Source organism: Sphingomonas sp. CFBP 13720 (assembly GCF_014842075.1).
GTDB lineage: Bacteria > Pseudomonadota > Alphaproteobacteria > Sphingomonadales > Sphingomonadaceae > Sphingomonas.
Window position 1 is genome coordinate 1 of record NZ_JACYVA010000015.1, and the last position, 13,738, is coordinate 13,738.

Below are 13,738 nucleotides of genomic sequence, written 5' to 3' on the forward strand. Positions count from 1 at the left end.
CGTGAATCAGAAAACCGTCACCGTGTGAATCCCTGATGATTCAGCTCGGCTGAAAAACGCTCTAATGCTGGAGGTGGCGAGCGAGATGGCCGACGCCTTCGGACGGCCTCATTATCAGCTCGAGGAGATCCGCTCGATGATCGCGCGTCCGTAATGGCCTTTCGGCCATGACGCTGCGCCGATGAGCGACGATAAACTCGCACGGACCGAGGCCGCGTTGGACTCTTTATGGTCGATAGGGTGGCCAGGTCCGAGCAATCTGAGCCAGTCGCCTGCTTACATGGCGTTCAGGCAGTTCTGCGCTGACAATTTTTCCGCCGCGGATAAGGGGATAGGCTTCTCGTTCGGTTTGTCGGATGCGTTGCGCGGCGCTGGTCTTCCCTGCCTCATGCCCGAGCCCTGCCTGGCCAGCACGCTCGAAGAGGGCGCACGCGCTATAGTTGCAGCTTTCGAAGCAACCACTGTCCGGCGGACATATCTCTGCCCGCTGGATCTGGCCGACACTCTGCCGCCGATGGCGTTCGGCAATGCGACTGTGCGTCGCTATAGCCCAGAGGAAATCACCGCGCTGTTCGATGCAGTGCGTCTCGCCAGGTATTTTTCAGGACGCGCTTTCGAGGCGAGTCACCTCGCGCAGTTTCAGTGGCTGACGGTTGAGGAGATTGTGCCGGTCGCGCGTCGCGCCGGCCAGCGCGCACTACCCTGGCTTTACGAAAGCTGGAACCGCGACTTCGGCGCGTTCGATCCGCATGCCGGCGCCCACCCCCGCGTGGTCGCAGACGCAGTGTTCGCCCTGCTCCTCGCGCCTTGGGAGGACTGGCACACGCTCGAGACCGACTGGGCGGGTTTCACTATCCCCTGGGTGCACCTCGTCACTGACGATCTATTTCTCCGGCCGAAACCGGTGCCCTCCCCTGGAACGCTGACGTGGGAAGATGCCGCCTTCCAGGACCATGACGGTGAGTTGATCGAATATCAGCGCCCCGTCGCCGTGCCGCTCGACGACGTGGCGCAGCCGATCCTCGCCGCCTGCGATCAGAGCTGGTGGGGGCTGATTGAAACGGCTGCGGCGACGCCGCTGTTCGAGACGCCCGTGAAGCATTTTATGGTGCGCGCCGCCTCCAGCGACGGCATGGATCAGGTCATGGGGCACAAGACCGCCATCGAAGCAGCACTCGGCTTGCAATCTGATTTCAGCAACAAGGGACGCCCAAAGCACGATCAGATTAGCGCGACGGGTCGGCTTGCCAAGCGGGTGGCAATTCTACTCGGCGACGCACAGGCTGGTCAGGGGTGCTGTCAGTCTAACGCGAACCGCTCTCTGCACGATGCAGGTCCGTCTTTAAGGGCAGGGGGCTAGCTCGCAATCACCTGCCACTCTGCCAGGGCGGCAGAGCGGCGTTCCCGGTAGGTCTGGCGGTCGATAAGATGGCGTTCGAGGTTGAAGTGGTTGTGGACGTTGGCGTGCACCGAGGCGAACTTCTGTAAGGAGCTCATTCGCCTGAACCGGAGCATGGCCCGCTCCCTTCGTCGGAACGGTAGATGGCTGTTCTCCACCCGGTTGTTCGCCCAGCGACCGACCTCCTGCTTGCTGGTATTACCCAGCTCCTTCATCGCGGCACGGTAGGAACGCAGGCCGTCGGTGGTGATCGCTTCGGGTGAACCATGGCGCTTGAGCGCCTTCTTCATGAAGGTGAGTGCTGCATCTTTGTCGCGGGTTTTAGTAATGTAGCTCTCGAGGACCTCGCCCTCGTGGTCGACGGCTCGCCACAGGTAAACCATCTGACCGTTGAGCTTCACGTACATCTCATCGAGATGCCAACGCCACTGACGAAAGCCGCGCATGCGCGACACCCGCTGACGCCGGATGTCCCCTGCGAACATCGGGCCAAACCTGTTCCACCACATCCGCACCGTTTCATGGCAGATGTCGATGCCGCGCTCGAACAGCAGGTCCTCGACGTTCCGCAACGACAGGGGGAAGCGCACGTACATCATGACCACCAGCCGGATCACCTCCGGTGACGAGTTGAACCGGCGGAACGGGCTGGGCGGTTTGGCACGTGATCGTCGGCTCATGTTCGATCGTTATCGCACCCCTGACCGCCTTGCCACGTTAGTCTGACAGAGCCCCCTGAACGCCCTATTTGGCCAATTTTCGTTAGAAAGGACATTGCGCTTCCGCAACTGTCGGAACGCGTTCCCACTGGTAAGCGTCGACGGTAGTGCCTCGAGGAAGATATGATAAACCGAATTCACGTTTTCCGCGCCGGATACGGAGCTTTAGCATCTCGGTCTGATTGCCTTGGATGGCATCTTGTGGAACGGGCAGGACGATCTCGTCCCCGTTGCGTAAGCCAGCCATCGCTGCTGCACTCCCAGATAGCAGACCGCGTACGATCCGTCGTGGTTCTGCCAATACGGCACTATCGAAACCTAACTCATAACGGCGTAGCTTCGCAGTGCTTCGGCGAAAACACGGTCCAAACGCGTCGGAGGGGGGAACGGGAACACGGCCGGCAAGGAACGCCTGAAACTCCGTGACGGCACCTGAGCCGAGGTCGCGGAGTAACGCTCCTTCCCAGTCAGCTAGACGTGTTTCATGGCCTGACCTTTCGGCTGCCAAGAGTTCAATCAGAATATTGTCGAGCGAACGCCGTCCGCCTGAACGGCGCCGTACCGCCGCATCGACCGTGGCTAGATAAAACATGCCTCGATCATAGGGCAGCGTCCTGATGCGCGTATCGGACCAGAATCTTTTGGCGATCTCACTGTTAGGCTGATCTGCCATCGCATTAGTGTAGTAGCGACTTGCGTAGTAGTTCAGGTCCTCAAGGAATGCTTTCGATCCCACCATTCCATACCGCAGCGGCAGTCGGCTTTGATAGAGATTTGCAGATCCTTCAGAAAACCACGCAGTCTCCAAGCCGCCGGGACGGCTTATTTTAGGTTGGAAAGTGTGGAACATCTCGTGCGCAAGTGTGAATCTTAGTTTTTCCTCGTTGGCGCCAGCGCCACTACCGAATGTAGCTACGAACGACCCGTACATTGCTACCCCGCCGCCTGCATTAATTGGATTATAGCGAAGAAATACGCCATAATTATTGGACTCGGGCGGACGAAAGAAGGTCAGGTAGCGACTGTAAAGCGTCTTTGTCCAATTCAAAAGCGGCCGCGGTTCGAAAGGGGGCTTACCTTGCCATGCTGCAAAAAAACCTGTGGCTGATTTGACGTCGTCAACCCGACCCAGTTTTCCAGCAAGGAAAAATACTGTTTCTAATTCGCTGCCGCTTAACAAATTTTTCGAAACCGAGGAGCCTACGCCTAAACTGCTTACTCCAATCGCATCTCGGGGTAGCGCAGACAAAATCCATTTGATGGACAGACGGTAGCGCCTTTCGCCTGTCGGATGGAGTAGGAACATGCTTCCGGCACCGGAAAACGCGCCGTCGTCTGCCATAAGACTGATCGGGGGTGCGGGACCGCGCGGAGGGCGGGCATTGGTTGCGGGAATGGAGTAGGTGGCCGTTACCGCACCTTCGGTCCTGCGCTTAACGATCCACTCTCGCCGGGTTCCGTCATCGTCGGCGTCGGTGCCTCCCGCTAAAGCCTTGTCCTGGACCAGCAGGGGTACCAATCCGCGCTTGTCAGTAACTCTCAAAGACGTGATGGAAGTTGCGAGCGTGTCAACGTTGGCAGTGATCAACGGCATGGCAAACAGCGTCCCACCTGCCTCGAGAGGCCCCGGATAGAAGCTGATCCGAATGCGCACGCTTCTGACGCCTAGGTCAGTTTTTGCGCTGCCCTGCGGCGCGATCTGAAGCGTGAATGTCCGGTCCTTTACAGGGACGGAGGCCGTGGCACCGCCCAGAGTAAAAGCTGATAGTATTGTCGTCGCGCTATTGATCAAACGGCAAAACTGCAGCATTTTAGCCATCAATAGGACTGAGATCGAGAAATATCACACATAAAAGCCTTCTATAAAGAATCTACTTTGTTTACATAACAGGTTCGGGAAGGCAAGTACGAGATTTCATTGTAGGCTTCTTAGCCTTTTCGGCTTGGCAAGATGTTAAAGCCCCAATGGACGAATTTCACGTACAAGATCAATCAATAAGCGAAGCCCAGTCGGGACTTGTCTCCTGCTTGAATAATAAATGTGGTAACCGGGGCCCATCGTAGAATAATCATCCAATACCAACCTCAGCTCACCGCGTCCCACGAAAGGAGCAAACGTAGGCGCGAGACCGAACATTAATCCCGTGCCTGCAAGCGCCATGGCGAGCATCGCGCGTCCTTCGTCGACAATAATCTTGCTCGGCACGCTCAGCGCAAACTCTCCTTGCGGTCCTTCGAACTCCCATCGATAGATGCGATCGTCCCCGAGTCGCACAGCCAGACATTGATGCTGTTGAAGATCGTCGGGCGTCTCAGGCGTACCGAACTTTTCGAGATAGGCGGGCGATCCGGCAATGACCCAGCGAAGATCCGCAGAAAGCCGCTGGGCGACCATATCCTCGGGAACAGTGCCACCATGCCGGATGCCGGCATCGTACCCGCCCTCGATGACGTCGACCATCTGATCACGGGCAGCAATATCGACTTCGATGTCCGGGTAACGCTCCGCAAAAATAGGCAACACCGGTGCCAGCAGCAGCGCGGCCGCTTCTGCCACCACGTTGAGTCGCACACGGCCCGTCGGCGCATCGCGGTAGCGGTTTAAGCCTTCCACCGCCTGATCGATCCTGCCGAACGGCTCGGTTATTTCATCGCGCAACTCTTCGCCGGCCGCAGTCAGCGTCACGCTGCGGTTCGTACGGTTGAGGAGTCGCACGCCGAGACGCGCTTCCAGGCCTTTCAGCGCGTGGCTGAGCGCGGACGCACTGACACCGAGTTCCAGACCCGCAATGCGGAAGCTTCGATGCCTTGCGATTGACAGGAAGTAGGTCAGGTCAGCGAGGTTGGATCTAGTGTTTGACATCGATAAGCAGCGTGCATCTTCGCCTTCAAGCATGCAATCTGTCGTTTAACGGGCAGGGCCATGGTACTGGCTCGCGGGTACGGGCTCGAGCCAGTCGACGGGCTTCCCGTCAATTGTCTCGGTAACGGCCAAGTGTCTCATACCTTGGCTGCTCGTCGCACCGTGCCAATGTTTTGCGCCCGGTCGCGCATGAATCGTGACGCCCTCGCAGACGCGGATGACGGGGCTGCCTTCCTCTTGAATCCAGCCGCAGCCTTCGGTCACGTAGAGAATCTGTCCCGCGGGATGGGTGTGCCAGTTGGTCCGTGCTCCCGGCTGGAAGGTCACCAGCGCAGCACCGGCCTGACCGGGCGCAATCACCTCGGCCATCGTCCGGACGCTCACCGTCCCCGTGAAATTGGTGGCCGGTCCCGGCTTGGCGGGCGCTTCGCCAGCGCGAACGACCGTTTGAGCCTGGGCAGTGGAAGCCGTGCAGCCGAGCAAGGCGATAACGTGAAGACATTTCATGATCTAATTTCGTCTTCGGTCAACGGTGGTATTGTGCGTCGCTGACTGGCTCCAGCCAGTCGACCGGGCTCCCATCCAGAGCCTGCTGGACCGCGATATGGGTCATCGCGGTCGTCGAGGTGGCACCGTGCCAGTGCTTGTGCCGCGGCGGACACCAGATGACGTCGCCGGCGCGAATCTCGACGACCTCCTCACCCTCGCACTGCGTCCAGCCGCAGCCGACAGTGACGATCAGCGTCTGGCCGAAAGGGTGGGTATGCCAGTTGGTGCGGGCGCCCGGCTCGAACGTCACGGCCGCGCAGCTATGACGCGCAGGCTCGGGCGGGCTGTTCAGCGGGTCGATACGGACGATTCCCGTGAACCACTCAGCCGGTCCCACTTGCGACGGCTGCGACCCTGCGCGCTTCAGATCCATGTCTCTTCTCCTTGCCGGTCTAGTGCTCGAAAGAGCGTGCGTGAAAGATCGTCGCGTGACCGCCCGGTTTGCCGTCACTGGCCACGACGACCAGATCGCGGGTGCCGGAGCGGAGCGCCATGCTGGTAGTGTTGAGATTGCGTCCGTCATCGCGGCCTGGAAGCAGAATCTGTCCCAGCGGCAGACCGCTCGACGTGAAGACAATAACGCGGCCTTGTCCATAAAGTGCGACATAGACACGACCTGCCGCGTCGACACGCATCGAGTCCGGCGCGGGCCCGGTGAAATGATACGCCGTCGTTGCCCCGAACGGTGCGGGCGTGACCGCATCCTTGAGGTCGATCCGGTATAAACGCCCCAAAGCGAACTCGCCGATCCACAAACGCTTCCCATCGGGGCTCAGGGCAATGCCGTTGGCCACTGCAAGATGTCGGACGACTGTGACTGGGGAGACGCCAGCCGCGGCTACATACCAGACGCCGCCTATGGGTTCGCCGACCGTTCCACGCGCGTCGGTGAAGTAGAAGCCGCCGTTGGCGTCGAAGACGATGTCGTTGGGGGCAAAACCGCCTGCCTCAGGAACGATCGTCTGCTGCTCGCTGCCGTCTGTGCGCATCGCGATGATCGCGCCGCCCCCTTTGCCGTTCGCCGCCGCGATGAAAACACGTCCATCAGGTGACAGCGCCATGCCGCCAGGCATCAGACTGACCAGCGTGACTACCGTGGTGAGCCGGTCACGCCCATCCAGCCGCATCACGCGCCTTCCCTGAACGTCGGAGAGCAGGAGATCTCCGTTGGGAAGAAACACCGGACCCTCGAGGTCCAGGGTTGCGCCTGGGACGCGGATCGGCCGATCGGCGACGATCGTTGTCAACGCACGCTCCGCAGGCGGGATGGGAACGGCACTGCGGAGTGCGGGAGCAGTGACCTGAGCCGACGCTCCACCCGCAATGCCGAGCAACGACAGGACGAGGAGCGCCGAGCGAAGTCGATGCGGCAAGCGCGTGAGCAGCTCGCGGGCGCTAGTCATGTGAGCTCCGGCAGCCCATCAAGGTGCTTCTCCAGAGTGATCGGATATTCACGCACGCGCACGCCGGTCGCGTTGTAGATGGCGTTGGCGATCGCGGGCGCGACCCCGCTCAAGCCAAGTTCGCCGACGCCCTTCGCTTTGACCGGCGACATTGTCGCGTCGATCTCATCGATGAACGCAACGTCGAGATGCGGTACGTCGGCGTGAACCGGCACCTCATACCCCGCAAGGTCGTGGTTGACGAAGAAGCCGAAGCGCCTGTCTACTGCCATCTCCTCCATCAACGCAGCACCTATGCCCATCGTCATGCCGCCGATCACTTGGCTGCGTGCGGTCAGAGGATTGAGGATACGTCCCGCTGCGCACACCGCCAGCATGCGTCGGACGCGGACGACACCCGTGTAGCGATCGACGCCGACCTCAGCGAAATGCGCGCCGAAGGTCTGCTGGGCATATTGCTTGCTAAGGTCGCCATATTCCATGCTGTCCTCGGCCACCACCTCGCCGCCCTGTGCGGCACGAGCAAGGGGAACTGCGCGACCGCCCGAACGCACCTCGCCGTCAGCGAAGATGACATCGGTCGTGTTGAAGCCGAGCCGCTGCGCCACGGCATCACGCAACGCGGCACAGGCGGCGTAGACTCCGGCAGTGACCGACGCAGCGCCCATCTGTCCGCCGGAGCCGGGCGTCTCAGGGAAAGCAGAGTCGCCGAGCTTGGCCACCACGCGGCTCAACGGGACACCCAGCATCTCAGCGGCGACCTGCGCCACGATGGTATAGCTACCGGTACCGATGTCGGTCATATCGGTTTGAACCGTGATAATCCCGTCGCGGCTGAGCCGAGCGCGCGCACCCGCCTTGGCGATCGGGGCGCCGCGGATCGCACTCGCCACGCCATAACCGATCAGCCACTTGCCGTCCTGCCGGCTGGCGGGCCGGGTCGGGCGAGCGTTCCAGCCGAACCGTTCGGCGCCTGTGCGCAGGCATTCGACAAAGGCGCGGGTCGAGAAGCGGCGTTCAGGCTTCTCCGGATCGACCTGCGTGTCGTTAGCGATGCGCAGCGCGACAGGGTCCATGTCCAGCTTTTCCGCCAGCTCGTCCATCGCGATTTCGAGCGCCATCATGCCCGGAGCCTCGCCGGGCGCACGCATCGCATTGCCCTCGGCCAGATCGAGTGTGGTCAGATAGCGGCGAAGCAGCCGGTTCTCGCCACGGTAGAGCAGCCGGGTAGGAAGCGTGGTCGGCTCGGTTCTCCCGCCGCGCAAATTGCCCGACCAGCCATCGTGTCCGATCGCAGTGATGCGGCCGTCGCGGCCCGCGCCGAGCCGGATACGCTGGATCGTTTTCGGCCGATGGATCGTGTTGTTGAACATGATCGGGCGCTGCAGCACGAGCTTGACCGGCCGCCCCGCCGCCCGCGCAGCGAGCGCCGCGAGCGCAAGGTCGCTCTGGGTCGTACCCTTGCCACCGAAACCGCCGCCGATGAACGGCGAGAGCAGGTGGATATTCTCCTTGGGCGTGCCGATGATTTTGCCGAGATCTCGCTTGCCCCAATTCATCTGCTGGATGGATGTCCAACAGGTCAACTGGTCGCCCTTCCAGCGGGCGATGGTGGCGTGCGGCTCCATCATCGCATGGGCCTGATCGGGCACGGTATAGGTCTGGTCGATCTTCACCGGCGCGGCGGCGAAGGCGCGATCGAAGTCGCCGACGCGAAGCTCGCTTGCGCCGCCGAATGGCTCTTCCGGCGCAATCGGTGCGGTCGGCTTCTGCGCGGCAAGGTCGAACGAGCCTTTGCGACGCGCATAATCAACACGGATCAGGGCGGCGGCAGCCCGCGCCTGCTCGAACGTGTCCGCCACGACCACGGCGACGGCTTGATGATAGTGGTCCACCTCCGGTCCGGCGAGTACGCGCTGGACATAGAAGTCACCGACACCCAGGGTTCCCGCCGTCTCGTGAGTGACGATCGTACGGACGCCGGGCGCGGCGCGCGCGATCGACAGGTCGAGACGCGAAATCCGCCCCTTGGCGATCGCGGCACCCAGAATGTAGCCGTAGGCAAGGTCGTCGCCGACGTCATGGTGTTCGGCCGCGTAGGTGGCGGTGCCGGTGGTCTTGAGTCGCCCCTCGACCCGCGGATGCGGCCGGCCGACGACGGCTTGGCGATCGATCGGGGTGGTGCCCGCCGGTGTGTCGAACTTCATGCCGCTGGCTCCAGCTTGGCAAGGAAGGCATCGTGGGTCATCGGCAGCGAGAACATCGGGAAGTTCTTTGTGACGGCCGCGTCCTGCTCTTCCGGACTGAGCGTCGCGGTACAGTCGCTCAGCGTGACTACGCGGAAGCCGCGCTCGTAGGCGGAGCGCATAGTCGACTCAACGCAGCAATTGGTGAGGAAGCCGGCGATGGCCAGATCGGTGATGCCGCGTTGGCGCAGGATGAAGTCGATGTTGGTGCTCGCAAAGCAGTCGAGCCCGCGCTTGCCCTCGATGATGATGTCACCTGTTTGGGGAGCCATCACCTCGGCAATCTCGGCACCCCAGCTTTCTTTCCGGAATGCCTTCGCGGCCACGATCCCGGCCAAGATGCCGTAGGGATCGGAGGGGATCTCGGGATAGCCATCGGCAAAGCTGATCGGGGCGTGCATCACCGTCACCCCGAGCGCTCGTGCCTGTTCGACCACCGTCCGGCTGTGCGCGAGCATCCCGGTTTCGGCCATGACCGCCTGCACTGCCTCATGCTGCGCACCGCCCTCGCTTACGAAGTCATTCTGGTATTCGATCAGCAACAGGGCCGTCGTGTTCGGATGCATCGCGCTTCTCCATCGGCGGCTCGAACCGTGAGGGCGAGCCTAGTCGTTCCCTTCCGCTGGGCGACGGAAAGGGGCTGCATTTCTGATGTCCGACCTTTGGTCGGCGACGATCGATCAAGCGATCGCCGGCAGGCGTTCCACGTGCTTGTCGAGGGTCAGCGGATAGTCCCGAATGCGCACGCCGGTGGCATTGTAGACGGCGTTCGCCACTGCGCCGCCCACGCCACAAAGCCCGAGTTCGCCGACACCCTTGGCCTTCATGGGGTTGGCCTTGTCGTCGGCCTCGTCGAGGAACACGACCTCTTGGTGGGGAATGTCGGCGTGCACCGGCACTTCATATCCGGCAAGATCGTGGTTGATGAAGAGACCGAACCGCTTGTCGACCTCCAGCGCCTCCATCAGCGCCGAGCCCACGCCCATGGTCATCGCGCCGATCACCTGGCTGCGCGCCGACTTGGGATTGATGATACGGCCAGCGGCACAGACCGCGAGCATCCGGCGCACGCGGGTGGCACCTGTATAGGCATCGACACCGACTTCGACGAAGTGCGATCCGAAGGTGGATATCTGGTAGGACTTGTCGAGTTTATCGAACTCGATCTTGTCCTCGGCCACTAGCTCGCCGGCAGACGCCGCCTGACGCAGGTCGGCGGTGCGGTTGCCGCTCCGGACCTTGCCACCTTCGAACACCGCGTCGACCGAGTTGACGCCGAGCCGCTGGGCAACCTGCTCGCGCAGCTTCACGCACGCTGCATAGACACCCGCGGTCGAATTTGCCGCACCGAACTGGCCGCCCGAACCCGCGGACACCGGGTATGCCGAGCTCCCAAGCTTTACGACGACGGCTTCGGCCGGCACGCCCATCATCTCGGCCGCAGTCTGCGCCAGGATGGTGTAGCTGCCGGTGCCGATGTCGGTCATGTCGGTCTCGACCGTCACGACACCGTCGCGGCGCAGCCGGACACGGGCACCCGAGGGCATGTTCATGTGGTTGCGAAACGAGGATGCGACCCCCATTCCCACTAGCCACCGGCCATCGCGCACCTGACCGGGCTTGGGGTTGCGCTTCGACCAGCCAAAGCGCTGTGCCCCTTCCTCAAGGCAACGGACGAGCTGGCGCTGTGAGAAGTGGCGCTTCGGGTCCTTGGGATCGACCTGCGTGTCGTTCTTCACGCGAAAGGCGATCGGATCCATGCCGAGCTGCTCGGCCATCTCATCCATCGCGATCTCAAGCGCCATCATGCCGGGCGCCTCACCAGGTGCACGCATGGCATTGCCCTCGGGCAGATCCATGACCGCGAGCCGCAGCGACGTGAGCCGATTGGCGCCCGCGTACAGCAATTCGGTCTGGTTCACTGCCGTTTCGGGGCCGCCGCCGGGCAGATCGCCCGAGCCGCTCTCGTGCGCGATCGCGGTGATCGTGCCGTCGCGCGTCGTGCCGATGCGGATGCGCTGGCGGGTGGCAGGGCGATGCGTCGTGTTGTTGGCGATGAGGGGGCGTTGCAACGCCAGCTTGACCGGGCGCTTGGCTGCACGCGCGCCAAGCGCCGCCAGCACCGCATCGGTGCGCAGGAACAGCTTTCCGCCAAAACCACCACCGACGTATGGCGACATGAAGGTGATCTTCTCCTTGGGGATGCCAAGGGTCGTCGCGAGATCCGTACGGCCCCAGTCGATCATCTGGTTCGACGTCCACACCGTCAGCGCATCACCGGTCCAGGACGCGATCGAGGCGAAGGGCTCCATCATCGCGTGGCTGTGATCGGGCGTGGTGTAGCGTTGATCGAGCTTCACCGGGGCAGCAGCGAATGCAGCCTCGAACTTGCCCACTCGGTGCTCGGGCGGAGACTCGCTCCCTTCGCCGCTGTTGCCGCCGTGCAGCGGCGCGGTCTTGATCTCCTGGTCGAGATCGAACCGCCCGGGCGCGCGCTGATAGTCTACACGGATCAACCCCGCCGCGGCGCGCGCCTGCTCGAAGGTCTCCGCCACGACGACTGCGACGGCCTGGTGATAATGATCGACCGCGGGACCGGCGAACAGCTTGGCGGTGTTGTACTTGCCCTTGCCCAGCTTGCCGGCGTCGGCTGCAGTGACAATGGCAAGCACGCCGGGAGCGGCGCGCGCCTCATTGAGGTTCATCGAACGGATACGGCCCTTGGCGATGGCCGAGCCGACCACGTAGCCATAAGCCGCGTTCGGAACCTCGCGGTGGAACTCGTACGCGTAGGGTGCCTGGCCGGTCGTCTTGAGCGGCCCGTCGATGCGGTCGTGGGCACGCCCCACGACCTTCATGCGGTCGATCGGATTGGTCGTCGCGGGGGTGTCGAACTTCATGGGATCAGGCCCCCTTCTGGCCGGCGGCTTGCGCGATCACGGAAGCCAACGCGCGAGTGGCGAGCGGCAGCTTGAACTTGTTGTCCTCGGTCGGCGTCGCGCCCTGGAAGGCGCGGGCAGTTACCGCAGCGGCACCGCGCGGCAGCAGCGCCTCTGCAGCCTCGACGCGCCACGGCTTGGGCGCGACCCCGCCGAACGCGACCCGGCCGGTGCCATCAGGTTGGATCACCGCGGCAACGGAAACGAGTGCGTAGGCGTACGACGCGCGGTCGCGCACCTTTTCGTAGAGGTGCTTGCCGCCGAGCGGACGCGGCAGCGTCACGGCGGTGATAAGCTCGCCGGCGCGCAGGTTGGTGTCGATCTCCGGGCGATCACCCCAGAGCCGGTGAAAGTCAGCGATCGGGATCGATCGCTGCTGACCGTTTGCGTCTACCGTCTCGATCACCGCGTCCAGCACGCGCATCGCTACCGCCATATCGCCCGGGAAGGTCGCGATGCACTTATCGGACACGCCGATCACGCCGAGTTGGCGGGACACACCGCCGATCGCCGAGCACCCTGAGCCTGGCTTGCGCTTGTTGCACGCCATGTTGGTGTCGTAGAAATACGGGCAGCGGGTGCGCTGGAGCAGGTTGCCCGCCGTGGACGCCTTGTTGCGGAGCTGACCGGACGCGCCCGCCACGATCGCGCGCGTGAGCACGCCGTAATCGCGCCGCACCCGCTCGTCCGCGGCGAGGTTGGTGTTGGTCACCAACGCGCCGATGCGCAGACCACCGTCGCGGGTCTTCTCGATCTTGTCGAAGCCGAGATCCTGAACATCGATCAGATGGCTTGGAGTCTCGACCTCAATCTTCATCAGATCGAGCAGGTTTGTGCCACCGGCGATGAACCGGGCGCCCGGCCGAGCCGCCGCGCGCGCTGCGGCAACAGGATCCTTGGCGCGCTCATAGGTGAAGGCCTTCATGCCTTAGCTCCTGCGACTTCGGCCATTGCCTCGGCGATGTTGGAATAAGCGCCGCAGCGGCAGATGTTGCCGCTCATGCGCTCGCGCATCTCGACGTTGGTCGCCTGCGGACGATCGGTCAGGTCGGCCTGCACATGGCTCGGCACCCCGCGCTTGATCTCGTCGAGCACGGCGACCGCCGAACATATCTGGCCGGGCGTGCAATAGCCGCACTGGTAGCCGTCATGCTTTACGAACGCCGCCTGCATGGGATGCAGCTTCTCGGGCGTGCCCAGGCCTTCGATGGTCGTGATCTTGTCACCCTCGTGCATCACGGCGAGGCTGAGGCAGGAATTGATGCGCACACCGTCCACCATCACCGTGCAGGCACCGCACTGGCCGTGATCGCAGCCCTTCTTCGATCCGGTCAGGTGCAGATGCTCGCGCAGCGCATCAAGCAGGGTAGTGCGCGGATCGAGCTTCAGCTCGCGCCTGGAGCCGTTGACCTCGAACGATACAGGTAGCGAAGCCGGGGCGGGAGAGGGAGGCAGTGGTGCTGCCTCAGCAGGGATCGGCGATGCAACGATGGCGGCCGTCGCGGCGCTTCCGGCAAGCAGTCCCCGACGGGACAGTTCAATTTCCGATATGCCGGCCATGGACCGCGTTTCCTCTTCTTCCGACTGCGTCTCGGTGAGCTTGAATTTCGGTAGCGATGT

The 13,738-nt window shown here is 62.7% G+C and carries 12 protein-coding genes; 1 reads left to right on the forward strand and 11 read right to left on the reverse strand.

The features are described from left to right. Window positions 1–181 precede the first annotated feature (181 nt). Entirely contained in the window at window positions 182–1,360 is a 1,179-nt protein-coding gene (locus IFT55_RS16760; protein ID WP_192093499.1) for a hypothetical protein, read from the forward strand. On the opposite strand, the gene IFT55_RS16765 is transcribed toward IFT55_RS16760, so the two are convergent. From IFT55_RS16765 to paoA, 11 genes are all read right to left on the reverse strand, one after another. Next, window positions 1,357–2,079, reverse strand: coding sequence for an IS6 family transposase (locus IFT55_RS16765; RefSeq protein WP_192093500.1), 723 nt, complete (start codon window positions 2,077–2,079; stop codon window positions 1,357–1,359). The genes IFT55_RS16760 and IFT55_RS16765 overlap by 4 nt on opposite strands. A gap of 82 nt (window positions 2,080–2,161) precedes the next feature. After that, window positions 2,162–3,937: a M61 family metallopeptidase gene (locus IFT55_RS16770; RefSeq protein ID WP_197976520.1), complete on the reverse strand. Its 1,776-nt coding sequence runs from the start codon at window positions 3,935–3,937 to the stop codon at window positions 2,162–2,164. 135 nt (window positions 3,938–4,072) lie between these two features. Then, window positions 4,073–5,014, reverse strand: a complete 942-nt coding sequence (locus tag IFT55_RS16775) for a LysR family transcriptional regulator (RefSeq protein WP_249403906.1) — start codon at window positions 5,012–5,014, stop codon at window positions 4,073–4,075. Between the two features lie 12 nt (window positions 5,015–5,026). After that, window positions 5,027–5,488, reverse strand: a complete 462-nt coding sequence (locus IFT55_RS16780) for a (R)-mandelonitrile lyase (RefSeq protein WP_192093501.1) — start codon at window positions 5,486–5,488, stop codon at window positions 5,027–5,029. Window positions 5,489–5,507: 19 nt separating this feature from the next. Next, a complete protein-coding gene (locus IFT55_RS16785; RefSeq protein WP_192093502.1) occupies window positions 5,508–5,903 on the reverse strand; it encodes a (R)-mandelonitrile lyase in 396 nt (131 codons plus the stop codon). A 19-nt stretch (window positions 5,904–5,922) separates the two neighbouring features. Next, window positions 5,923–6,933: an SMP-30/gluconolactonase/LRE family protein gene (locus IFT55_RS16790; RefSeq protein ID WP_192093503.1), complete on the reverse strand. Its 1,011-nt coding sequence runs from the start codon at window positions 6,931–6,933 to the stop codon at window positions 5,923–5,925. Then, window positions 6,930–9,140: an aldehyde oxidoreductase molybdenum-binding subunit PaoC gene (paoC, locus tag IFT55_RS16795; protein WP_192093504.1), complete on the reverse strand. Its 2,211-nt coding sequence runs from the start codon at window positions 9,138–9,140 to the stop codon at window positions 6,930–6,932. The genes IFT55_RS16790 and paoC (IFT55_RS16795) overlap by 4 nt, the downstream gene beginning before the upstream one ends. After that, complete coding sequence (locus IFT55_RS16800) at window positions 9,137–9,745, reverse strand: cysteine hydrolase (protein ID WP_192093505.1); 609 nt, start codon at window positions 9,743–9,745, stop codon at window positions 9,137–9,139. The genes paoC (IFT55_RS16795) and IFT55_RS16800 overlap by 4 nt, the downstream gene beginning before the upstream one ends. A gap of 114 nt (window positions 9,746–9,859) precedes the next feature. Beyond that, entirely contained in the window at window positions 9,860–12,079 is a 2,220-nt protein-coding gene (gene paoC, locus IFT55_RS16805; protein ID WP_192093506.1) for an aldehyde oxidoreductase molybdenum-binding subunit PaoC, read from the reverse strand. A 4-nt stretch (window positions 12,080–12,083) separates the two neighbouring features. After that, on the reverse strand, window positions 12,084–13,043 hold the full coding sequence (locus IFT55_RS16810) for an FAD binding domain-containing protein (protein ID WP_192093507.1): 960 nt from the start codon (window positions 13,041–13,043) through the stop codon (window positions 12,084–12,086). Beyond that, the gene (gene paoA, locus IFT55_RS16815) at window positions 13,040–13,678 is read right to left on the reverse strand and encodes an aldehyde dehydrogenase iron-sulfur subunit PaoA (RefSeq protein ID WP_192093508.1); all 639 of its coding nucleotides are present in this window, start codon (window positions 13,676–13,678) and stop codon (window positions 13,040–13,042) included. Before paoA ends, IFT55_RS16810 begins: the two co-directional genes overlap by 4 nt. Window positions 13,679–13,738 lie beyond the last annotated feature (60 nt).

Coding starts and splice junctions, on each gene's coding strand:
- IFT55_RS16760 (WP_192093499.1), top strand. CDS start 182: ATGAGCGACGATAAACTCGCACGGACCGAGGCCGCGTTGGACTCTTTA.
- IFT55_RS16765 (WP_192093500.1), bottom strand. CDS start 2,079: ATGAGCCGACGATCACGTGCCAAACCGCCCAGCCCGTTCCGCCGGTTC.
- IFT55_RS16770 (WP_197976520.1), bottom strand. CDS start 3,937: ATGGCTAAAATGCTGCAGTTTTGCCGTTTGATCAATAGCGCGACGACA.
- IFT55_RS16775 (WP_249403906.1), bottom strand. CDS start 5,014: ATGCTTGAAGGCGAAGATGCACGCTGCTTATCGATGTCAAACACTAGA.
- IFT55_RS16780 (WP_192093501.1), bottom strand. CDS start 5,488: ATGAAATGTCTTCACGTTATCGCCTTGCTCGGCTGCACGGCTTCCACT.
- IFT55_RS16785 (WP_192093502.1), bottom strand. CDS start 5,903: ATGGATCTGAAGCGCGCAGGGTCGCAGCCGTCGCAAGTGGGACCGGCT.
- IFT55_RS16790 (WP_192093503.1), bottom strand. CDS start 6,933: ATGACTAGCGCCCGCGAGCTGCTCACGCGCTTGCCGCATCGACTTCGC.
- paoC (WP_192093504.1), bottom strand. CDS start 9,140: ATGAAGTTCGACACACCGGCGGGCACCACCCCGATCGATCGCCAAGCC.
- IFT55_RS16800 (WP_192093505.1), bottom strand. CDS start 9,745: ATGCATCCGAACACGACGGCCCTGTTGCTGATCGAATACCAGAATGAC.
- paoC (WP_192093506.1), bottom strand. CDS start 12,079: ATGAAGTTCGACACCCCCGCGACGACCAATCCGATCGACCGCATGAAG.
- IFT55_RS16810 (WP_192093507.1), bottom strand. CDS start 13,043: ATGAAGGCCTTCACCTATGAGCGCGCCAAGGATCCTGTTGCCGCAGCG.
- paoA (WP_192093508.1), bottom strand. CDS start 13,678: ATGGCCGGCATATCGGAAATTGAACTGTCCCGTCGGGGACTGCTTGCC.